The organism is Domibacillus sp. (assembly GCF_031181085.1).
GTDB lineage: Bacteria > Bacillota > Bacilli > Bacillales > Domibacillaceae > Domibacillus.
Map to the genome: position 1 here is coordinate 84356 of NZ_JAPSLE010000003.1, position 20764 is coordinate 105119.

At 46.7% G+C, this 20764-nt stretch carries 24 protein-coding genes; 17 read left to right on the top strand and 7 right to left on the bottom strand.

The window, feature by feature from the left end; genetic code table 11:
- The first annotated feature begins 119 nt into the window (after nt 1-119).
- Nucleotides 120-1265 (top strand): DUF3238 domain-containing protein, encoded by a 1146-nt coding sequence (locus RIN81_RS06280; RefSeq protein ID WP_309088445.1) that lies wholly within the window; start codon nt 120-122, stop codon nt 1263-1265.
- Between the two features lie 20 nt (nt 1266-1285).
- Here the strand turns inward: RIN81_RS06280 and RIN81_RS06285 are convergent, their stop codons facing one another.
- Nucleotides 1286-1666, bottom strand: coding sequence for a DoxX family protein (locus RIN81_RS06285; protein ID WP_309088447.1), 381 nt, complete (start codon nt 1664-1666; stop codon nt 1286-1288).
- Between the two features lie 178 nt (nt 1667-1844).
- Between RIN81_RS06285 and RIN81_RS06290 the strand changes: the two genes are divergently transcribed.
- The 8 genes from RIN81_RS06290 (at nt 1845) to sda (ending at nt 7431) form a co-directional block, all read left to right on the top strand.
- A complete protein-coding gene (locus tag RIN81_RS06290; protein ID WP_309088450.1) occupies nt 1845-2258 on the top strand; it encodes a BlaI/MecI/CopY family transcriptional regulator in 414 nt (137 codons plus the stop codon).
- Between the two features lies 1 nt (nt 2259).
- Nucleotides 2260-3102 (top strand): M56 family metallopeptidase, encoded by an 843-nt coding sequence (locus tag RIN81_RS06295; RefSeq protein ID WP_309088452.1) that lies wholly within the window; start codon nt 2260-2262, stop codon nt 3100-3102.
- A gap of 56 nt (nt 3103-3158) precedes the next feature.
- On the top strand, nt 3159-3809 hold the full coding sequence (locus RIN81_RS06300; protein WP_251269932.1) for a DsbA family protein: 651 nt from the start codon (nt 3159-3161) through the stop codon (nt 3807-3809).
- Nucleotides 3799-4206, top strand: coding sequence for a disulfide oxidoreductase (locus RIN81_RS06305; protein WP_375164509.1), 408 nt, complete (start codon nt 3799-3801; stop codon nt 4204-4206). Before RIN81_RS06300 ends, RIN81_RS06305 begins: the two co-directional genes overlap by 11 nt.
- Before the next feature lie 91 nt (nt 4207-4297).
- Complete coding sequence (locus RIN81_RS06310) at nt 4298-5611, top strand: PepSY-associated TM helix domain-containing protein (RefSeq protein WP_309088454.1); 1314 nt, start codon at nt 4298-4300, stop codon at nt 5609-5611.
- Complete coding sequence (locus RIN81_RS06315; RefSeq protein WP_309088456.1) at nt 5608-5997, top strand: hypothetical protein; 390 nt, start codon at nt 5608-5610, stop codon at nt 5995-5997. Before RIN81_RS06310 ends, RIN81_RS06315 begins: the two co-directional genes overlap by 4 nt.
- Nucleotides 5998-6062: 65 nt before the next feature.
- A complete protein-coding gene (locus RIN81_RS06320) occupies nt 6063-7205 on the top strand; it encodes a CapA family protein (RefSeq protein ID WP_309088458.1) in 1143 nt (380 codons plus the stop codon).
- Nucleotides 7206-7290: 85 nt separating this feature from the next.
- A complete protein-coding gene (gene sda / locus RIN81_RS06325) occupies nt 7291-7431 on the top strand; it encodes a sporulation histidine kinase inhibitor Sda (protein ID WP_242231747.1) in 141 nt (46 codons plus the stop codon).
- A gap of 11 nt (nt 7432-7442) precedes the next feature.
- Here the strand turns inward: sda and RIN81_RS06330 are convergent, their stop codons facing one another.
- Nucleotides 7443-8462 carry a GNAT family N-acetyltransferase gene (locus RIN81_RS06330; protein WP_309088462.1) on the bottom strand — a complete coding sequence of 340 codons (1020 nt, stop codon included), beginning with the start codon at nt 8460-8462 and terminating at the stop codon, nt 7443-7445.
- Nucleotides 8459-9247: a nucleotidyltransferase domain-containing protein gene (locus RIN81_RS06335; protein WP_309088464.1), complete on the bottom strand. Its 789-nt coding sequence runs from the start codon at nt 9245-9247 to the stop codon at nt 8459-8461. Before RIN81_RS06335 ends, RIN81_RS06330 begins: the two co-directional genes overlap by 4 nt.
- A 187-nt stretch (nt 9248-9434) precedes the next feature.
- Between RIN81_RS06335 and RIN81_RS15785 the strand changes: the two genes are divergently transcribed.
- From RIN81_RS15785 to RIN81_RS06360, 6 genes are all read left to right on the top strand, one after another.
- Nucleotides 9435-9689, top strand: coding sequence for a VOC family protein (locus tag RIN81_RS15785; protein WP_375164516.1), 255 nt, complete (start codon nt 9435-9437; stop codon nt 9687-9689).
- 186 nt (nt 9690-9875) lie between these two features.
- A complete protein-coding gene (locus RIN81_RS06340; protein ID WP_309088466.1) occupies nt 9876-11834 on the top strand; it encodes a glycosyltransferase family 39 protein in 1959 nt (652 codons plus the stop codon).
- Nucleotides 11797-12804: a glycosyltransferase family 2 protein gene (locus RIN81_RS06345; RefSeq protein WP_309088468.1), complete on the top strand. Its 1008-nt coding sequence runs from the start codon at nt 11797-11799 to the stop codon at nt 12802-12804. The genes RIN81_RS06340 and RIN81_RS06345 overlap by 38 nt, the downstream gene beginning before the upstream one ends.
- A complete protein-coding gene (locus RIN81_RS06350; protein ID WP_309088470.1) occupies nt 12788-13174 on the top strand; it encodes a GtrA family protein in 387 nt (128 codons plus the stop codon). Before RIN81_RS06345 ends, RIN81_RS06350 begins: the two co-directional genes overlap by 17 nt.
- On the top strand, nt 13171-14049 hold the full coding sequence (gene galU / locus RIN81_RS06355; RefSeq protein WP_375164510.1) for a UTP--glucose-1-phosphate uridylyltransferase GalU: 879 nt from the start codon (nt 13171-13173) through the stop codon (nt 14047-14049). The genes RIN81_RS06350 and galU overlap by 4 nt, the downstream gene beginning before the upstream one ends.
- A gap of 73 nt (nt 14050-14122) precedes the next feature.
- A complete protein-coding gene (locus tag RIN81_RS06360; protein WP_309088472.1) occupies nt 14123-14266 on the top strand; it encodes a hypothetical protein in 144 nt (47 codons plus the stop codon).
- Between the two features lie 73 nt (nt 14267-14339).
- Here RIN81_RS06360 and RIN81_RS06365 read toward each other — a convergent pair whose 3' ends face one another.
- A complete protein-coding gene (locus tag RIN81_RS06365) occupies nt 14340-15515 on the bottom strand; it encodes an AGE family epimerase/isomerase (RefSeq protein ID WP_309088473.1) in 1176 nt (391 codons plus the stop codon).
- Nucleotides 15516-15582: 67 nt separating this feature from the next.
- Nucleotides 15583-16449 (bottom strand): SDR family oxidoreductase, encoded by an 867-nt coding sequence (locus tag RIN81_RS06370; protein WP_309088476.1) that lies wholly within the window; start codon nt 16447-16449, stop codon nt 15583-15585.
- 173 nt (nt 16450-16622) lie between these two features.
- Here RIN81_RS06370 and lepB point away from each other — a divergent pair, with 173 nt between their 5' ends.
- Nucleotides 16623-17159 (top strand): signal peptidase I, encoded by a 537-nt coding sequence (gene lepB, locus RIN81_RS06375; RefSeq protein ID WP_309088478.1) that lies wholly within the window; start codon nt 16623-16625, stop codon nt 17157-17159.
- A 218-nt stretch (nt 17160-17377) separates the two neighbouring features.
- On the opposite strand, the gene RIN81_RS06380 is transcribed toward lepB, so the two are convergent.
- Complete coding sequence (locus RIN81_RS06380) at nt 17378-19084, bottom strand: methyl-accepting chemotaxis protein (protein ID WP_309088480.1); 1707 nt, start codon at nt 19082-19084, stop codon at nt 17378-17380.
- Between the two features lie 183 nt (nt 19085-19267).
- Here RIN81_RS06380 and RIN81_RS06385 point away from each other — a divergent pair, with 183 nt between their 5' ends.
- A complete protein-coding gene (locus RIN81_RS06385; protein ID WP_309088482.1) occupies nt 19268-19747 on the top strand; it encodes a hypothetical protein in 480 nt (159 codons plus the stop codon).
- Nucleotides 19748-19795: 48 nt separating this feature from the next.
- Here the strand turns inward: RIN81_RS06385 and RIN81_RS06390 are convergent, their stop codons facing one another.
- The gene (locus RIN81_RS06390) at nt 19796-20638 is read right to left on the bottom strand and encodes a TetR/AcrR family transcriptional regulator (protein WP_309088484.1); all 843 of its coding nucleotides are present in this window, start codon (nt 20636-20638) and stop codon (nt 19796-19798) included.
- Nucleotides 20639-20764 lie beyond the last annotated feature (126 nt).

Below are 20764 nucleotides of genomic sequence, written 5' to 3' on the forward strand. Positions count from 1 at the left end.
ATTAGCCGCACTGATTAAAATCGGTAAAAAAAGAAGCTGAATAAAGTCAGCTTCTTTTTTGCAAAGTTTTTGAACAGTAAAAAGGCGGGTAAAGAAGGAGAAAGAAAGGTGGCGTCATCATGAATCTTACAAGAGTCAGCCAGACACCGGACCGCATTTCTCTGGATTGGGAGGGAACAGGACCGGTGCGCATTTTAAAAGACGGCAAAGAGGTCTACAGCGGCCAGGATACGACGTTTACAGATACAGGCCTGAAACCGGGAACCACATATTCCTATTTATTTAAAGGAGACAGCACGCTGAAGATTCAAACGACAACAGCGGTAGAGCGTGAGGAAAAAAATGCGGACATTCCGCTGCAGGAACTGATTGTTACAACGGTTGTAAAAGAAGGAAAAATCGCGATGGCCTGGGAGCCGATTCGCGGTGTAGAGGAGTATGCGATTTACCGTAACAATGAATATGCCGGAACCGTAACAGAGCCGGGTTTTCACGATACCCATATAACGATGGATGAATCATATGTATACGAAATTAAAGGTGTCCGGCCGCTTGAGCCGGGAGATGAAGAAGCGGCGGAAAAATCATCTCCGATTGCCAAAGTGATCGATTTGTTAAAAGTTCAAAAGAATGAAGATGATATGCTTGTTGAAACGTTTTTGCTTTTTAAAGATATTGGCCGGCCGGTCGATGCGTTAAAAGAACAGCAGGCCTTTGTAGATCGTGACCATGTTCTTCGTTATACAACCTTTTTAGAAGATGAGTGGGTAGAAAACCCGAATGTTTTATCAAAAATGCGCTTTTTTACGGGAGACGGACGGACATTTGATCCGGAAGCAGACCGGTACCGGACAAGAGCTGAAGTGAAAATTAAGGGCAAAAATGTTACACTTTCACGAAGTGTCGGCGCATCTGAAGGCTATACTGTAGAAAAAAAGCTGGTTGAACGGGACCGGGCTTCAGATGAAGGGATTGTCATAAAAAGTGTACAGACCGACGAGGAAAAGGTATCTTTTCTGCTTGATCATTCCGTAGGCAACCCGTTAATGCCGTCACCGGACATTGTGTATAAAGTGCATGCCGCTTTTTATACAAATGGATTGATGGAGATAAGCGGTGAACATGATGAAGCACCGCATCACGAAGTTTATTTAAAAAGCGGAGCCGGCGAATGGAAGCCGCTGCACCGTTCCAAGAGCCGGGGGCTTGAACGCCTGGCTCCGCCGACAGCTAACCGGTTCTGGCGGTACTCCAATATGATATAAGAAAAAAGAAGCAGCACTCCTTAGGAGGCTGCTTTTACTTTTACGCGGGAATCAAGAGCATATTTAGACGAGCCGGCAAGAGCCAGGTGAACAGACATCGCCAGCAGTACAATATCCAATTCCAGTCCGCCTAAAAAACCAGCCGACAGCTTGACTGTAAAAATGGCTCCTATTAAAATAACGGCAAACAAAATGGACAGGATGCGCACACCCAATCCGAGTATTAAAAGAATACCTCCAACAAGTTCAATGCCTGCAACCACATACGCCATAAAGCCCGGAATTCCTACACTTTCAAAAAAACCGGCTGTGCCAACAATGCCGCCTCTCAACTTGTCTAATCCGTGCATAAAAAACGTAAATCCAAGCACAAGCCTCAAGATAAGGTTTCCTTTTTCCATTGTAAATCCTCCTTTTTCTTATTCACTACATTCGGTAGTGTTATAACACTATGCTTTGTAGTTTACTATGAAATGAGCGAAATAATTGTTAAGATTTTGTTTCAAAAATGTTACACAACGGATTCTTGACGAAGTCTTTGTATGCACACTACAATGAGTAATGTGAGGGGGGCAGGAAGTGAAAATTCAATCCTTTAAATTTAATGAGCGCGGCTTGAACCGTTTTTTTGGACCGCTTGAAGCTAAAATTATGGATGTGCTTTGGTGCGGCGGCGAAAAGTCGATCAAGGACGTTCAGCATGAACTGGAAAAAGAAAAAGCGACTAATTTCAATACTGTCATGACGGTCATGAACCGTCTCGTGGAAAAAGGCATCCTGACAAAACGATTAGAAGGACGGACTTCTATGTACCAGCCGGTTCTTACGCGGGAAGAGTTTGTAAACACCCAGTCAAAAGAAATGACACAAGAGCTGGTCGACGAATTCGGGAGCGTGGTTGTCAGCCATATGATTGATGCGCTTGATGAAGCAGATGATGACTTGGTCGCACAGCTGGAGCAGAAAATAAAAGAATGGAAAAAGGACCGGTAATATGAGGACTACACACCCATCAAAAAGTCTGTTTCTCGTCAGCCTGCTTGCCTCGGGTACGATTTTATCCCAAATGGGGCTTTATGCTGTTTCGCTGTTAGCCGGCTGGGATGTGCGCCTGAATTTCGTCGCTGTGTGCCATAGCGCGTTAAAATGGATCGGTTTTACGTTTTTGGAATACGCTGTTGATGCGCTTGTGTTCAGCACGCTTATACTATTCGTTTGGAAGCTTAGCAGGCAATGGCTTCTGGCCTCTCGTCTGAGACGGTGGTTTGGCGCATATGAAATCGGTGCACTGACAAACGAATGGTCCAAGCGGTACAGTGCGGATATCCGCTTGATTTCATACCCTGCCCCTGTAGCAGTGACAATGGGATTTTTTCGCCCGGTTGTCGTTCTGTCAACTGGACTAAAGGACATGCTGACGGACTCGGAATTTGAGGCAGTCGTGTATCATGAACTCTATCATCACCGAAGCCGCGATCCGTTGAAGGTTTTTTTGCTGGCGGTGTCGGCCTCTGTTTTATGGTATATGCCTATTTTAGGATGGGTACGGGAGCAGTACCGGCGTGATAAAGAACTGCTGGCTGATGCGTATGCGATTGAGCGGACAGGCTCTGCAGCCGAGCTTGGCAGCGCGCTTCTTAAAATGATCAAAGCAGGCAGACAAATTCATATGCCGCTGTCCTGTGTGTCTTTTGCCGATACATCTGTAAACGAGCGGATTCACCGCCTGCTGAACCCGGCTGCGGACCGGCCGCTGCATATACCGGTTCAGTCAGCTTTTTGGTCGCTGTCTGTTTTTGCCGGCATTTGCTTGTTATTTATTGATGTGCTGCTGTAAAGAAATGTTTGAATAGAGAAAAGCTGCGAATCGCAGTTTAAAGGAGAGGAAAAAGTTTGGCGAAAGGTGTTTTTTGGATTGTCGGCTTTTTTGCCATTTGTATGGCAGGAGTCGTTTTTTTATCGAACGTAAGTGAAAAAAGTGCCGAGATTAATTATGAGAAGGAACCGTTTTTAGGCAAAGAAGAGGCGCCGGTTTCCATTGTAGAATTCGGTGATTATAAATGCCCTGTGTGCAAAGATTTTAATGAATCGTTTTTTCCGCTGATCAATGAACAACTCGTGGAAACAGGAAAAGCGAAGTTTTATTTTATGAATTATTCATTTATTAACGTAGATTCCAACCGGTCGGCCCAGTTTGCTGAAGCTGTTTATCAGACACTTGGCAATGACCGCTTCTGGAAGTTCCATCATCTTATGTATGAAAAACAGCCGGATGATTTATCATTTGAAAAAGTCGACTTATATACGAATGACTTTTTAAAAGAAACGCTGTCGGAGATTGCAACCGATGAAGAAGTGGCAAAAGTGATGGCGGTCGTAGAAAAAGAAGGCTCGATGGCAGCGTGGGAAAAAGACGCCGAAACGGCAAAAGAGCTAGAGGTATCTGGAACGCCGACTCTGTTCGTAAACGGCAAAAAATTTGAAGGAAATTCGTTTGACGATTTAGTTAAAATGGTGGATGAGGCAGCGGCTGATGCTGAGTAAACCGCTTCTCGCCGCCTGGCTCACGGCCATTGCAGCCACGCTTGGCAGCTTGTTTTTCAGTGAGCAAATGGGTTTTATTCCTTGTGCGATGTGCTGGTATCAGCGTATTTTAATGTACCCGCTTTGTATTTTCCTCGGCCTGGCATTTTATTGGGGCGACACACGCATGTACCGCTATATTCTGCCGGTCAGCGTATTCGGAATGGGGATTGCAGGATATCACTATGCTTTGCAAAAGATACCGGCGATGAAGCATTTTGAAATGTGTACAAGCGGCGTTCCCTGCTCAGGAGAATATATTAACTGGCTTGGGTTTATTACCATTCCGTTTTTAAGTTTGTGTGCCTTTACGATCATTACAATATCTATGCTTGTTCTTCGTAAAATGTCCGTTTAAATCAAACGGGCATTTTTTCATTTATTCTTCACGCAATGTTCACATCTGACCTGTATAATCCATGATGTAAAGAGTAAGAGGGGGCAGGAAAGTGGAACAATCGCGAAAGCATTACCAATGGATTTGGCGCTGGCATTTTTATGCCGGTCTTATTTTTGCACCTTTTTTGCTTGTACTCGCAATAACAGGTGCAGTTTATTTGTTTAAAGCAGAAATTGAGCATGCGCTTTATGCAGATTTATACGATGTAACGCCGCAGTCAGAGACGATGCCAGCCAGTCATATGTTTGCGGCTGTTAAAGAGCAATATCCGCATGCCGTCATCACGCGCTACCGGCCTGCAGATTCGGAAGACCAGTCAGCGGAAATCGGCATTACCGATCATCATGGAACAGCGATGACCGTATTTGTCGATCCGCACACGATGCAGATTATGGGAACGCTCGATGACACGGACCGGATTATGGACAAGCTTGAAAAAATTCACGGCGAATTAATGGCAGGCACAGTCGGTGACCGGCTGGTGGAACTGGCCGCGTGCTGGGCACTGATTTTAATCATTACGGGGGCGTATCTCTGGTGGCCGCGTAAGAAGGAAAGAATATGGGGCGTTGTGCTGCCGCGTTTTTCCAAAGGAAGCCGGACACTCGTCCGCGATTTGCATGTAGTCCCAGCCGCCTGGATCTCCGCCGGCATATTTTTTCTTATTATGACGGGCCTGCCGTGGTCTGGTTTTTGGGGTGCGCAGGTGCAAAACGCGGCAACCAATTCTGGAGAAGGCTATCCGCCATCGATCTGGGTGGGGGAAGCGCCGCTTTCCAGCTTAAAAACAGAAGATGTAGCGGATGTTGGCTGGTCGGCGGAAAATCTTCCAGTGCCGCAGTCTGTGCAATCGGCGTACGTCCCGCTGTCGATTGATGATGTCATCCATATTATCAACGAACGGGGCATTAAGCCGGGCTATGACCTATTTATTCCGCAGGAGAAGACAGGCGTGTACACGGTTTCCGCGTTTCCGCCAAAAGCACAGGATGAAGTGACGATGCATATTGATCAGTATACCGGCGCAGTACTGGCAGACTATCGTTATGAAGACTACGGACCGGCCGGTAAGGCGATTGCGCTTGGCATTACCCTTCATAAAGGGTCGCAGTTTGGCATGATCAACAAGCTGATGGGGCTTGCAGTTTGTATAGGGATGATAGTTGTTATTGTAAGCGGACTGCTTTTATGGCGAAAGCGGAAGCACAGCGCACCCGCGCGTCCTGCAGCGAGAGTGGCAAAAGGATTATGGGCACTGATTATCATGCTTGGTATTTTGTTTCCACTTGCAGGTGCATCCATGCTCGTTGTATGGATCATTGATCAAATCGCAAAGCGGGTAAGAGGAGGATTTGCAGCATGAGAAAGTGGATCATCTTTAGTAGTCTATTTTTATTATCAGGCTGCAGCCTTGATCCCGATTCAGCGGATCAGTATGTCGTAGAGGAAAAACTGGATGCAGCGATTGATGTATCAGCCGGCCATATACAGATTGCCACATCACCGGGTGCGGACGTATCTGTTTCTTTTTGGCCGGAGGGCGGACAAAGGGAAACGCTGCCCATGCAGGAAGGAAAAGACGGGGTTTTTACAGCACAAAAAAGGATTATAGAAAAAGGAATTTATTTTGTAAAAGCGGATATTCAAACGAATGGACAGCATATTATGCCAACCCAAAAAATATGGGTGGGCATAGAAGCAGATGTTGAGCAAAATGGGCCTTCCGTAGATATGAAGCACCACCATTGATCTCCTATTTTGGCCGACAATGTTGTATACTGGTATAAATAGGGATCAGGGGGATTAGGTACATTATGCTAGAACAAAGAAGGATGGAAAGACGAAAGCGCCGCCGGCTGAAACGCTGGGTCAGAGTGTCGCTTCTCGGCTTATGTTTAGCTGTTGCCGCAGCTGTTGCGTTAAATATAATGGTGACGAAAGAAAAGGCACAGGGGGTACCAAAAGGTATTTTGGATGAGGCGACGGCTTCTCAAAAAGAAACGCCGCTCGTATCGATTACAGTGAGTGCAGCAGGAGATTTTACACTTGGAACGGATGAGACATTCACATATGCCGGGTCATTTTCAGATGAAGCGGAGCGGAATGGCTTAGCTCATTTTACAAAAGGGCTGAACGGTATTTTTCAACGTGATGACTTGACAACGGTAAACCTGGAGACGACGCTGACCGAAGCGACAGAAAAAGCAGAAAAAAAATTCCGTTTTAAAGGAGATCCGGAATATACGCAGATTTTAACGGATGCCGGTATAGAAGCAGTCAATGTAGCCAACAATCATATTTTTGATTACCTGGAGCAAGGATATGAAGATACAAAGGCGAATTTAAAAGCAGCGAACATTGGCTTTTTTGGTTATGAAGATTCCTTTTTAACAGAAGTAAAGGGTGTGAAAGTCGGTGCGCTCGGCTATGAAGGCTGGGCCGATACGGCGGAGATCCGTGCTCAGGTGGAAGCGGATATTGTGCAGATGCGGGAAAAGGGCGCGGCGATCGTGATCGTTCATTTTCACTGGGGAGTGGAGAGAAGCTACGTACCGGAAGAATCGCAAAAGACACTGGCCCGATTTGCAGTCGATGCCGGGGCTGACCTTGTTGTAGGGCATCATCCGCATGTGGTACAGGGAATTGAAGAGTATAATGGTAAATTTATTGTTTACAGTCTTGGTAACTTTATGTTTGGCGGAAATCGAAACCCGTCCGATAAAGATACGTACGTGTTCCAGCAGACGTTTGAAGTAAAAGATGGAAAGCTGACAGATGGAAAAGATATTAATGTGGTACCTTTCTCCATTTCTTCACGAACAGATCGGAATGATTACCAGCCGACCCTGCTTCAAGGTGCGGAGCGGGAACGGGTAATGGAAAAGATTTTGGATATATCCAATCAAATTCAGCCAGCCGATTGGGTACAGTACATGAAAAGTGAGCCGTCCAATTAAGGGGCGGTTTTTTTTTGATAAAAAAGGTTTAAAGAAGGGTATAGGAAGGTATATGTTCTTTTAGAAAAGGGGGAAGCGTTTAACAATGAAAGAGCAAACGGATGAGTTTATTGTGGAAGCGTATAAAAAAGCAGTGAAACTGGATCTGGATCACGATTTTCTCTTGCTGCTCGAAGAAGAGCTTGAGCGCAGAGAGTTAGATATACATAGAGAAAAAGTGTATTAAAAAGGGGTATCTCATAAGGAGACACCCTTTTTTATTTGTCCGCATTTCCACTGCATCCTTTTCGTATGACATGTATGACCTGAAAAGTTTTCTTCGTATTCTTCTACCAAGGAAAAACCATTCGTCTCGTAAAATCGCTCCCCGGACACGTTGCCACTTTCTGCATCAGCAGTTATAGTGCAGGGTTTGGACAAATGATTGATCATTTCATGCAGCAGCCGTGTGCCGATCTCTTGCCTCGGGGCATCCGGATGGAGATAGACCGCCTGCAAACTGGCATTTGGCCCTTCTTGCACGGCGTTTGCGAACCCAACCACCTGCCCGCCGCACTCCGCCACGAAAAACAAGCTCTGGAAGCGCTCCTTAAGCTGGTTTACCGCATAAGCGCGATCCAAAAAAGCATCCTGCACAGGCCGTGGAATGATCTCTTCATATGTATCGTACCACGCTGCCCGTGCGACAGCCTGGACGGCTGGAATGTCTTCGTTATTTGCCGGGCGGACGAGCGGAAAATCGGCCCGGTACACAACGTTTAACAAGCAGGGCTGCCCTTCTTTTTTTTCAAGTGCTGCATGTATGTCCGGATAATCCGCTTCGACGTTCCATGTAACAAACGGCAGTTTTTTTTGTGCAGCCTGTGACCGTTTGTTCACAAGACGCACACCGATAAAAACGCGGTTAAGGCCCAGTTCTGCAAAAGCTGTCTGCAAAATAGCGCATTTAGAAGCCTTGTTATAGCTCTGTCCCCAATATTCGTGTCCAATCCATGTACCGAGACTGCATGAGCCGCTTTCCCGGTCAATGAACATTAAAGTTGTAATGCCGATTAGTTCACCGTCTTCAGTGATTATCGCCCGTGACACTGTTTTTTCTTCCAGCTCTTCCGCCATCACTGCCTGCAAAAAGTCAATTGTGTCATGGACTGTATTTACTTGCAGGCCAAGCGCTTCCTTTATCTCGGGCGCAGAAGTCAGCGTGAAAATTCGGTCTGCATTCGTTAAGCTGTGTGGCTGCAAGATGATTTTTTTCATTCACTCCATACCCCCTTCAATGTTTGGCGGAACAAATCGTTTAACCGTTCTGTTGGGTTCTCTGCCGGCTGCTTGAGGGACGCAGCACGGCTTCGAAGCTCTTCTATCTCCCGTTCAAGAAATGCGTCTATGAGGGTGATGCCAGATCCGCCGTTTCCCTCTTCACCCGCAGTTTTTCGTGCGGCAAGCTGCTGGATGGCCGTCATTAGGGCTTTATCTTTGATCAGCGCGTCCAGCAGGGAACCGAGCGGAAAAGGAGGGATAGTCTGCCGCTCAGCAATCCACTTAGCTGCGAGCACCGGACGCAGGATATAAAAATATTGTTTAAGTTTGCTGTTTTCTTTTTTGTGCACAGCCCGGAAGTTGCTGGCTGCCATATTGATGTAATGATGCATACAGGAAACCGGTGAAAACACGCTGCCGCTCATTTCTCTCATCTGCCCGGCGGTTTGGTACAGTTCTTCATATACAATATCGGAGAACAGCCATTCCAAAAGCAGCGGATTGGATTTACGAAACAGCTTAAGTGTTTTGGTCAGATCCCAGCCGCTTACATCAAGCTCATCGTGAATCGGGCGTTCAATCACGTCACGTTTTTTCCCGACACCTACAGGGTCAATGCTGAGATACACTTCTGGGCGGTGTATATAAAAAAAGCGAACATCCCAGTCGCTGTCCGGAGATGGAAACCCCCATGCCCGGCTCCCTGATTCACAGGCGTATAGTACCTTCACATCGTATTCCTGTTCAATGCTCCGTAATGCTGCCAAAATCTCCTTTTCCATCCTTTTACACCTCCGTTTGCGGTAGTGTACTCGCTTTTTCGATTATTGTAAACCTCAAGGTGGGGTAAAGACGTAAAAAAGGAGGAAAAAAGATGATTGCATTACACATGTAGGGTTTGCGGTGCTAGATTTGGAGAAAGCGGTTGATTAGTATGAGAAGACCCTCGGATTTGTAATCATTATCGGGCTGTATTTCTTTGATGCGTCGGAAGAGGAAAAGCCTAATATGACACAGGATCTACAGGGGCAGCACATAAAGAGGATGAAACGAAGAGAACCGGAAAGATACCACACCGGATTTTTTCATCTTTGTCTGATAGTAGATGATGTGGATGCGGCCGCCGAACGAATTGAAGAGGGGGGGAGGGAAGCGGATCGGCCAAAAGTGGAACACCCGCCCCGCCAAGCCGTACTTTCTACAGTACTGTCAGAACCCCTTTAGCAACACCATTGAGCTGTACAGCCATAGTACGGAATTGATGTATGGAAACCGGGATTAGCGAAAAGCGCTTGTGCCAATAAGGCATAGGCGTTTTTCTCTTACAAAAAACCGTTTCTTTTCACCGTTCTTTCACCAACGCGGTTTACACTTCAGAATATCGAAAGAAGAAAATGGAGTGTGAAGAGAATGAAGAAACGGTTTGATCCGTGGCTCGCGGCGATTTTAGCGCTGTCAGCGATATTGAATTTTTATAACATAGGGGCATCAGGATCCAACTCGTATTATACGGCGGCTGTAAAAAGCATGACGACCAATTGGAAGTCGTTTTTCTACGCGTCATTGGACTCAGGCAATTTTATTACGGTGGATAAGCCGCCGGTCGCTCTTTGGGTTCAAGCGATCAGCGCGAAAATTTTTGGCGTGAGTGACTGGAGCGTGCTGCTTCCGGAAGCGATCGCCGGTGTATTATCCGTTTTTGTTTTATATACGATTGTCAAACCCGTATTTGGTATGAAAACCGCACGCTGGGCCGGGCTTGTGCTGGCGGTAACGCCAATCTTTGTTGCGGTAACACGGACGAACAATACAGATGCGATGCTGATTTTAACACTGCTTTTTGCTGTATGGGCGCTCATGAAGTCGGTTCAGCAAAAAAAATTCAGCTGGATGCTCCTTTCCATGGTGTTGATTGGGATCGGCTTTAACATTAAAATGCTGCAGGCGTACATGGTTATACCGGCTTTTTATCTTTTTTATTTAATCGCTGCGCAGCACAACTGGAAAAAACGAATCGTTCACTTGGTTATGGCAACAGTCGTTTTATTGGGTGTTTCTGTTTCATATGCGACAGCGGTACAGCTGACGCCGGAAGAGAACCGTCCCTATATCGGTGGAAGCCAGACAAACTCAGTGCTGGAGCTGGCATTTGGCTATAACGGGATTCAGCGGCTGACCGGGGACCAATCAAAAAGCGGCGGTACCGATGATAAATCGGGCAGCTTACTGAATAACAACTCTTCCCGGGGAGCCGGCGGTGAAGATATTGGCGAAGCAGGTGTTCTGCGTTTGTTCTCGGATTCGATGTCTGGACAGTCGAGCTGGCTGCTTCCATTTGTCTTGTTCGGTTTAATCGGAATAGCGGTGTCGATCAAGCGCCAAAGAGCGCTTACGATGCAGCATAAATTCGCTATCTTCTGGCTGGCATGGCTGCTGCCAATGATGGGCTTTTTTAGCATCGCAAGTTTTTACCACCGCTACTATTTAAGCATGATGGGACCGGCTGTTGCGGCTTTAACAGCTGTTGGCGGCGCGGTGCTGTGGGGACTGTACAAAGAGAAAAAGAACTGGAGCCGCCTGCTGTTTCCAATAGCGCTGCTGATCACATTCGCTTTTGAAGCATACGTACTTTATCAAAATATTGACTCGATTCAGCCGTGGCTGATCGGCGGAGTGCTGGCTCTCGGGTTGGTTGTCTGTATCCTGCTGATTATCACGACAAAATATGTCCATCATGTCCGGACAGCAGCGATGCTGGGGCTGCTTTTAATGCCAGCTTACTGGACGGCTATACCCGTTATGGCGGGTACGACAAACAGCATCATGCCAACCGCTGGACCTGCTACAGCAGGCGGACCGGACGGTGGCGGTGTATTCGCTGACCGAGGTGTGGCGATGGCAACAGATGGTGAACGTCCAGAGATGCCGGAAGGGATGGAAATGCCTCAAGATGGTGAAATGCCAGCTGGAGTGGAGCGTCCTGACGGGACAGATGAAAACAGTTCGGACGGCCGCGGCGGCGGTGATATGGGCAGAGAGATGAGCGAAGAGCTGATCAGCTACCTGGAAGAAAACCATACAGGCGAAACCTACTTAGTTGCAGTGCAAAATGCCAATTCTGCTGCCAGCATCATTTTGAATACGGACTACACAGCCTTGGCTATGGGAGGATTTGGCGGATCCGATCCGGCTATGACGGTTAAAAAACTGGAAGAAATGACAGCCAGCGGAGAAGTGAAATTTTTTATGACATCAGGCGGCGGACCGGGAGGCAGCCAAAATAGTGAAGTAACCGAATGGATTCAGGAGCATTGCAAGGAAGTCACTTCTGATGACTGGAGCGGTTTATATGTTTATGAAGGAGCGTGAGGATATGAAATACTCCATTATTATCCCAGTGTACAATGAAGAATTAGTGATCCGTGAAACGTACAGCCGCCTTAAAGCGGTGATGGATCAGGCAGACGGTTCGTATGAGCTGCTGTTTGTGAACGACGGCAGCCAAGATGCGACCATTGATATTTTAAAAGAGATTGCGGTGCAGGATCGCTATGTAAAATATCTTGATTTCTCTCGTAATTTCGGACACCAGATTGCGATTACAGCCGGCATGGATCATGCTGCCGGCTCCGCGGTCGTGGTGATTGATGCTGATTTACAGGATCCACCGGAGCTTATTCTAGACATGATTGAGAAATGGAAAGAAGGCTATGATGTTGTATACGCCAAGCGGACAAAGCGCAAAGGAGAGACCTTTTTTAAAAAACAAACGGCGAAAATGTTTTATCGGCTGCTGCGGGCGTCTACCGATATCGATATTCCGCTTGATACCGGCGACTTCCGCCTATTGGACCGGAAAGTATGCGATCAGCTGAAGGGCATGAAAGAACAAAGCCGCTTTGTCCGCGGTCTTGTCAGCTGGGTTGGCTTTAAACAAACCGCGATTGAATATGAACGGGACGAACGGCTGGCCGGCGAAACAAAATACCCGCTCAAAAAAATGCTGAAGTTTTCAATGGACGGCATCACCTCGTTTTCTTATAAACCGCTGAAGCTGGCAAGCCTGCTTGGCGTCATGCTGTCAGCAGCAAGCTCACTGGCTATTTTGATTGTCTTGTATCAGCGCTTTTTTACAGACACAACGACTCCAGGCTGGTCATCCTTACTGCTGACAATGCTGTTTTTCAACGGTGTCATCCTGATTATGCTGGGCGTCATTGGAGAATATATCGGCCGCATTTACGACGAAGCAAAAAACCGGCCGTTATATATTTTGCGTGACAGCCGTCAATCCGAACATGAAAGCGACGTTGTGACCCGCTATGCGAAATTTAAATGAAGTGATGAAATTTGGGATTGTAGGCGTGTTAAATACAGCGGTCGATATGCTCCTTTTTTTCACGCTTTGGTCGGTTGGTGTGCCGTACTTGTGGGCACAAGTATTATCCTACAGTGCAGGCACGCTCAACAGTTTCGTCTGGAACCGGTCATGGACATTTAAAGCAAGTGGGCGAATACATATAGAGGAAATAACAAAGTTCATCCTTCTAAATGTGATTGCTCTTTGTATGTCGACGTTTCTGCTATCCCTTTTAAGCGGGCAGCCGCTTTTTATTAGTAAAACCATCGCCACACTCAGCGGCTTGTCCGTCACGTTTTTCGGCAGCCGTTTCTGGGTGTTCAGGCAGCAAAGGAGAAAATCAATATGACCATTAAAAAAGCCGTCATTCCAGCAGCAGGACTTGGCACAAGATTTTTGCCTGCTACGAAAGCACAGCCAAAAGAAATGCTGCCGGTTGTTGATAAGCCGGCCATTCAATATATTGTGGAAGAAGCAGTTGCCTCGGGCATCGAAAGCATTATTATTGTGACAGGGCGCAACAAAAGATCGATTGAGGATCATTTTGACCGCTCGATTGAATTGGAACAAACATTAGAGGAAAAAGGGAAGAAGGAGATACTGGCAGAACTGCAGGGGATTTCGAATCTAGCTTCCATTCATTATATCCGGCAAAGAGAGCCTCTGGGCCTGGGACACGCTGTTCTTTCCGCTCGTCAATTTATCGGCGATGAACCGTTTGCAGTACTTTTAGGAGATGACTTAATGATGTCTAAAAAGCCGGCGCTTCGCCAGCTGATGGATGTGCACGAAAAGATGGGGACCGATGTTGTCGGCGTACAGCATGTTGCGCCGGAGGATGTATCAAAATACGGTATTATCGACCCCCGTGCCTGCACAGGTTCTGTGTACGAACTGGCTGATCTGGTGGAAAAACCATCTGTTGACGAAGCGCCGTCGATGATTGCGGTTATGGGACGTTATGTGCTCAATCCATCTATTTTTCCTGTTTTAGAATTTTTAGAGCGTGGCACAGGAGGAGAGATTCAGCTGACGGATGCACTTCGGAAACAGTGTGCTGCTTCCCCGATTCATGCCGTTTTACTTGAGGGGCAGCGTTATGATATCGGCGACAAGTTCGGCTATCTGCGTGCCGGCATTGAAATGGCGCTCAGCCGGCCGGAAATGCGCGGCCAGGTGCTTGCTTATTTGGACGGGCTTCATGGAAGAATGGCGGTTCAGTAATGAAACCACTCTTTAAAGAGGACGTTTATACCTCATCAGACCGGGAACAGTCATAACAAAGGAGTGATATTTCATGGACCATCCAAAAGAATTAACAAACAAGCAAAAGGAAAACATGAAAGAAGCCCAGAAACAAGAAGCGCAAAAGACGGCTGATAAAAACCGTATGCCTGATGACCAAAATCGTTTAAAAGACACAGAGACGCGTCTTCCGTAAAAGAAGAAAAACCGTCTGGCCGAAAACGATCCCCTTGTGTAAGGGGATCGTTTTTTCATGCTGCAGGCTTTTTTTATGATAAAGCAAGAATCGCCTGATAACAGGCTGCCGCCGGATGGTAGTCAGCTTTAGGGGCAACGCTTTTTTCTCCTTCGTACCGCTCATTTTGTTCATTCAGCAGCGTATACCAGCCGCCGTGTGTATGATCGATAAAATACTCCGAAGCATAAGCAAACAACTGGCGATAATGGTCCCAATATGGATCATGGCCGGTTTTTGCGCCTAAAAGAGCGACAGCGGCGATGGCTTCAGAAATCACCCAGTAATTTTTATCGGTATCGATCACTTCACGCTCCGGGGAAAGAGAATAGTAAATACCGCCGTGCTCAGCGTCGTGTCCATATCCCCAGCCGTTTCGGTACAGGTCTTCTGCTGTCTCAAGCATCCAGGACTCCGAACGATGACGATCGAGCCAGAGAAGCAGCTTGCTCCATTCAAGCTGATGGCCGGGAATGAAGCCGTACGGCCGGAACTCGTCTTTGGTGTTACCTTGGTTGTATACCCAGTCCGGCTGCCAGTCTGGTGTGTAATGCTCCCAGATCATGCCACCGCCCTTTGTCCGCAGTTCTATGGGCACCTTTTTTGCCAGCAGGTATGCCCGGTCAAGATACTTGTTTTCCCCAGTTGCTTCAAATGCTGTCAGCATAGCTTCACACATATGCATATTGGCATTTTGCCCGCGGTACGCAGCCAGTACAGACCAGGAAGCATCCCATTCATCGCGGTATAAGTCATGCTCCTCGTCCCAAAAGCGCTGCTCCGTTACCTCGCCAACAATCTCGAGTAAGTCTTTGGCGCCCGGGACACCGGCTTGATGGGCGATCGAAGCGGCCAGCAGCACAAAAGCATGACCATAGGCCATTTTTGTATTATCTTTTACATGAGTGCCTTCGAGCTCAAAAAAGAAGCCGCCATTTTCTTTATCCTGGTGGTGCTCAGTCAAAAAGCGAATCCCGTGTTCCGCCGCATCCCGGCACCAGTCCGGTCCGTCTGTCAGTACACCGATGCTGAAAAGATAAACAAACCGGCTTGTGCCGACAAGATGCTTTGTTTGGCTGTCTGTCACTGTCCCGTCATCGGAAAAGCCGCTCCGATAGCCGCCGTTTTTTTGGTCGATACAGGCAGGGTAATAAAAACGAAGGATATTGTGAATATGTGAGGTGAGTGTGCTTTTTTCGGTAAAGTCCATTTTATTTCCCTTCTTTCTATGTAAAGTAAAAGGGCAGAAAAGCGGGCTGCTTTTCTGCCTGGAATGATCAAGAAGACATCGCCATGCCGCCGTTGATATGAATACATTGTCCGGTAATATAAGACCCTTCATCAGATGCAAGCAGCACATATGCGCCTGCATGGTCTGCCGGCTGTCCAGGACGCCCGAGCGGGGTATTTGTTCCGAATTCGGCGACTTTCTCACCTTCAAATGTGGCCGGAATAAGCGGTGTCCAAATAGGGCCAGGCGCCACCATATTCACACGGATGCCTTTTGATGCCAGGTTTTGCGCCAGGCTGCGTGTAAAGCCGACGATCGCCCCTTTTGTTGCTGTGTAATCCATTAAGGTTGGATTGCCGATATAAGGATTAATAGAAGTGGTGGAAATAATGGCGCTGCCTTGTTTTAAATGCGGCACCGCGTGCTTGCTCATAAAAAAGACGGAATACATATTGGTACGGAACGTTTTATCCCACTGTTCTTCAGTAATGTCTTCAATGTTTTGTGTTGGAAACTGAATCGCTGCATTATTTACAAGAATATCGAGTTTTCCCAGCTCGCTTACCGTTTTCTCTACGAGCTCCTTGCATGTATCTTCTTTTGAAACGTCGCCAGGGAGCAGAAGACAGCGTACACCTTCCGATTCAATAAGCTGCTTTGTTTCTTCAGCGTCGCTGTGTTCTTCAAGGTAGTTGACCGCCACATGAGCACCTTCTTTAGCATAGGCAATAGCAACAGCACGGCCAATTCCGCTGTCACCGCCTGTAATCAGCGCTACACGGTCCTTTAGCTTGCCGCTGCCTATGTAGTTAGTCGGCTGAATCGGACGGGGCTCCATTTGGGATTCAATTCCCGGCTGCTTGGACTGTGACTGCGCCGGCTGGCCGTTTTTTTGCTGTTCATAAAGATTCATCTGGATCTCCTCCTTCTTTTTGTACACAATAGTACCTTAACCTTTCCAGAAGATGGCTAAACGTATTCTTGCAGTTGTCCGTTTTAAAAGGGTGATTCTGGCATGAAAAAGATTCGGTTTGATACAATAAGGAAAAGGAATTGCTTCAATTGAAAAAGGGAGGGAAGAACTACATGAATTGGAGCGAAGTCATTTCGTGGATAAAGTCGATTGCCATGGCGGTCATCATCGCAGGTGCTGTACGCTACTTTTTATTTTCAAGTATTGTCGTACACGGAGAATCTATGGCACCGACATTTGAGAACGACGATAAAGTCATTATCACTAAAACAACGAAGGTCAATCGATTTGATCAAATCGTATTTGATGCGCCGGATGCGGATGAACATTATATTAAGCGGGTTATCGGAGTACCGGGAGATTCGATTGAGGTGAAAAATGACGTGCTGTACGTGAATGGAAAAGCAACAGAGGAGCCGTATTTAGATGAAAATCGGGACGGGCTGATGCCCGGTGAAAAGCTGATGGGTGACTTTACTTTAAAGGAAAAAACCGGGTATGACCGGGTTCCGGACGGATACTTATTTGTGATGGGCGATAACCGCCGTGTCAGCAAAGACAGCCGCGCGTTCGGGCTGATTCCGGAGAACAGTGTGAACGGAGAAGTGCAGCTGCGGTTTTACCCATTGTCCTCAATCCAGACTTATTAAAAAAGCAGTCTCGGTAAAGAGACTGCTTCAGAGTGTAGACAAACTCTATTTTCGAAAAGAACTTCTGCGAAAATGGGGTTTTCGTCTTTTTGTTTTAGCTTATTTAGTTGACTTGTAACTAAAACAACACAAAACCTTGATTGCTCATTCAATATTAAAAAGGACTGTCGACTTTGTCGACAGCCTGAAGCAGTCTCGGTAAAGAGACTGCTTTTTTATTAAACGGTAAAGCGTCGGGTCATCTCTTGAAGATGGGTTGCCATTTCCGCTAAAGAACGGGCAGAAGCAGCGATTTCCTCCATAGAGGCCATCTGCTCCTCGGATGCCGCCGAGACATTTTCTGTGCTGGCAGCAGCTTCTTCTGAGATAGAATGAATTTGATCCATGCTCGCAACAACTTGCTCAGTGCCGGCAGCCATTTGCTGGACAGCGGCGGATACCTCCTGGATTTGACCGGTTACGTCGCCGATTGCAGAAGTAATATCTGCAAACGAGCCACCCGCATTATGCACCACATCAATACCGCCCTGTACTTCAGCTGTGGCTGATTTCATCGCTTCGACCGCTTGGGCGGTTTCTGCTTGAATAGCGGAAATCAGCTCGGAAATTTGGCTGGCTGACCGGGCAGATTCTTCAGCAAGCTTACGAACTTCATCCGCCACCACCGCAAATCCGCGTCCTTGTTCGCCGGCCCGTGCCGCTTCAATCGCTGCATTCAGCGCAAGCAGATTCGTTTGGGCAGCGATCGCTGTAATAGAGTCAATAATCTGGCCAATTTCGTTTGAACGGCGGCCGAGACCTTGAATAACACCGGAAAGCCCGTCGAATGTTATATTAATGGACCCCATTTGGTTAACGGCCTGGCGGATCGACGTGTTTCCAGCAGTTGCGCGTTCAATGGCTCCGGCAGCTGTTTCGGAGACAGAGTGCGCATTGCGGGCGATTTGCTGAACGCCATCTGCCAGTTCGTTCATCGTTGCCGTTGTGTCAGACACTTGACGCAGCTGGCTGTCCGACCCACTTGCCATTTCTTCCATTGTGTTTGCGATCAATTCGGTCGCGCGTGTTGTTTCCTCTGAATTCGCATTGAGCTCTTCCGAGGAAGCCGCAACCTGCTCCGCTGTTTCAGCGACCTGCCGAATCACATCGCGCAGTCCGTTCGTCATGTCATTGAAGGACGCAGTCAGCTGGCCGAGCTCATCACGAGAAGCATACGTTCCGGCAACAGTTAAATCTCCTTTTTGGGCCTGGCTCATTAATTCCTGAATGGCCCGAATAGGGTGAGTAATCATCCGGGAAATCAAAATCGCAAGTCCTGCGAAAAGAAGAATGGAAAGAAGAGAAGCGATTAAAATAATCGCGTTCGCTTTTTGGGCGCTTTCCTGGTTTTCATTGTTTAATACAGCCGCCGTGTCTCGATTATAATTGCTTAATTGAGTGCCAAGCTCTGTCATTTTTGCACGTGCAGGTTCTACTTCTGCTAAGTACTGCTCGTAGGCTTCTTTATTTTTATTTTGTCCAGCGAGAATTTGAGCATCGATTGCTTTTTCACTGAACGTCTTAAATTCTTCTACAAACGGCTCAGCCATTTCGAGTTCTTTTGGATCGGATTTGCTGGCGTTCAAGTAGTCTTCCATAAGCTTGTTGTTTTCATCGATCAAGCTTTCGGTTTTCTCGCGGAGCTCCTGGTTCATGTTTGAATCAGTAGTGACCATTAATTCAAGCGTATAGGCAGTAATAGCCCGGTTGTTTGTCCGGATTTGACCGATGTTTTGAATGGAAATCAGTTTGTCTTCATACATCTCCTTCGACTTTTCGGCTGTCTGATTCAAAAAGTAATAGCTGGTACCGCCGATCATCAGCAAAAAAAGAACAGCCATTATGATTAGAACGAGCATTTTTTGGCCGATTTTTAAATGCTTCATAGGTATAACCTCCTGATTTTTGTCGTAATATGTCGATATCCTGCTATGTATTTCGACAAAAAATGATAAATATTTAGCTCTTTTGGCCAGCTTTCTGGGAGAAATGATAAATATTTTATTTAATTTTAAAAGCGGGGCTGCAAATGATATACTACGGTCATCTAAAAAGAAAAGAGGCGTACCATGCTTACATTTGAAGAAAAAAAAGCGGTTCTTGCGACATTTCCACAGCTGACAGCGAAAGATGTGTCTTTGAAGCGTGTTAATTACCATTTTGAGGAAAGTTTGTATGAAAAAACAGTGGTGGTATATCACCTGCATCCTAATGGGAATGGATTTGTTTTTGTAGGCGACTTGCCGGGGTATGAAGCTGATTCAAAAGGGCTTATCAATATTCGGGACTTTTCAGAAAGTGAACTCCGGGCAGCGGTATCGGATTCGATCCGGTATTTGTCAGATAAACCAGAAGATGAAGCCATTGAGCAGGAGGAGCTTGTGAAAGAAACAGAATGGAAAAACCATGAAGGACAAGTGCTGGTGCTTGCAAATGAAGATGAGCTGTGGAATGTGTACACAGGTTTAAATTTGGAAGAAAGCTTTGAATCGTTTAAAGAAGCAGAGCGTTATTTGCTGGAAGAAGGATTCCGGCCGCAATCGAAGTAAGAAAATCCCTGGCATTTCCTGCCAGGGATTTTCTTATGAAACGATCCGTCACCCAAGTTTGTAATAGTTTTTCACAGCCTGCATAAACTCGTGGAGGCTGGGTTCTTCGGTCAGGTTGGCAAGCATACCGCGCAGCACAGCGGGCCGCGGACTGCTGCTTTGGAGTTCCTGTTCGATCACATCAAGCGACACGAGGATGTCATCAGACCAGTTTTCCTGCTTTAAATCAGACAGCCAAAGAACGAAAAGATCATCGTTCAAGTGATGCTTAAACAAATTTTCCATGATTTGCGAGTCGATCACAGGCGGCTTGGCGCGGCGCTTGAGCCCGGCCTGCAGATCATCGGCACTATCTAATAAAAACTCCGCAAATGAATGGACGTCCAGCTCTATTCCATCTACAAGTGTCATATGCAAAAACGCATGCTGGATGCCTTGAAGTGCAGCGGACAAGTCCCAAAAGTACGGTTCAATCTCGCGTCCATACATACCGATCAGCCGGTTTCGATAAAGTTGATGCGCCTCCGCACGCATTTTGAAAATAAACGCTTCGATATCTTCATTGAATGGAATTGCATTTTCGCGTGCCTGCATGATAAGAAACTCTTTATGTTGCTGAATCTCACGCATTTGGCATTCAATTTGTTTTACAAACTTTTCACGCGGCGGCAAGTCTTCAGATTCAATCGTCTTGATTTTAGCTGATAACAAATCAAAGTAATAATGCAGAACCGCTAACAGCAATGCTTCTTTGGATTTAAAGTGAAGATAAAAAGCACCTTTTGATATGTCGCAGGCGGTGGCGATTTCTTGTATGGAAGTGGCAGCAAAGCCTTTCTGGGCAAATAGTTTAAGGGATTCTTCGATAATTCGTTGTTCTTTCTCAGTCATAGACGTTCACCTCTACTTCTATTATGACCCACAAGTCACTGTTTTGAAACCGGAAATTATTTGACAATTGACCGTATGGTCATATATATTGAAAAGAGAACTGACCGGTTGGTCATAAAGGGGAGG

Coding starts and splice junctions, on each gene's coding strand:
- RIN81_RS06380 (WP_309088480.1), bottom strand. CDS start 19,084: ATGAAGCATTTAAAAATCGGCCAAAAAATGCTCGTTCTAATCATAATG.
- RIN81_RS06385 (WP_309088482.1), top strand. CDS start 19,268: ATGCTTACATTTGAAGAAAAAAAAGCGGTTCTTGCGACATTTCCACAG.
- RIN81_RS06365 (WP_309088473.1), bottom strand. CDS start 15,515: ATGGACTTTACCGAAAAAAGCACACTCACCTCACATATTCACAATATC.
- RIN81_RS06360 (WP_309088472.1), top strand. CDS start 14,123: ATGGACCATCCAAAAGAATTAACAAACAAGCAAAAGGAAAACATGAAA.
- RIN81_RS06305 (WP_375164509.1), top strand. CDS start 3,799: ATGCTGAGTAAACCGCTTCTCGCCGCCTGGCTCACGGCCATTGCAGCC.
- RIN81_RS06285 (WP_309088447.1), bottom strand. CDS start 1,666: ATGGAAAAAGGAAACCTTATCTTGAGGCTTGTGCTTGGATTTACGTTT.
- RIN81_RS06390 (WP_309088484.1), bottom strand. CDS start 20,638: ATGACTGAGAAAGAACAACGAATTATCGAAGAATCCCTTAAACTATTT.
- RIN81_RS06315 (WP_309088456.1), top strand. CDS start 5,608: ATGAGAAAGTGGATCATCTTTAGTAGTCTATTTTTATTATCAGGCTGC.
- RIN81_RS06350 (WP_309088470.1), top strand. CDS start 12,788: ATGCGAAATTTAAATGAAGTGATGAAATTTGGGATTGTAGGCGTGTTA.
- galU (WP_375164510.1), top strand. CDS start 13,171: ATGACCATTAAAAAAGCCGTCATTCCAGCAGCAGGACTTGGCACAAGA.
- sda (WP_242231747.1), top strand. CDS start 7,291: ATGAAAGAGCAAACGGATGAGTTTATTGTGGAAGCGTATAAAAAAGCA.
- RIN81_RS06345 (WP_309088468.1), top strand. CDS start 11,797: ATGACTGGAGCGGTTTATATGTTTATGAAGGAGCGTGAGGATATGAAA.
- RIN81_RS06295 (WP_309088452.1), top strand. CDS start 2,260: ATGAGGACTACACACCCATCAAAAAGTCTGTTTCTCGTCAGCCTGCTT.
- RIN81_RS06280 (WP_309088445.1), top strand. CDS start 120: ATGAATCTTACAAGAGTCAGCCAGACACCGGACCGCATTTCTCTGGAT.
- lepB (WP_309088478.1), top strand. CDS start 16,623: ATGAATTGGAGCGAAGTCATTTCGTGGATAAAGTCGATTGCCATGGCG.
- RIN81_RS06320 (WP_309088458.1), top strand. CDS start 6,063: ATGCTAGAACAAAGAAGGATGGAAAGACGAAAGCGCCGCCGGCTGAAA.
- RIN81_RS06370 (WP_309088476.1), bottom strand. CDS start 16,449: ATGAATCTTTATGAACAGCAAAAAAACGGCCAGCCGGCGCAGTCACAG.
- RIN81_RS06330 (WP_309088462.1), bottom strand. CDS start 8,462: ATGAAAAAAATCATCTTGCAGCCACACAGCTTAACGAATGCAGACCGA.
- RIN81_RS06340 (WP_309088466.1), top strand. CDS start 9,876: ATGAAGAAACGGTTTGATCCGTGGCTCGCGGCGATTTTAGCGCTGTCA.
- RIN81_RS06335 (WP_309088464.1), bottom strand. CDS start 9,247: ATGGAAAAGGAGATTTTGGCAGCATTACGGAGCATTGAACAGGAATAC.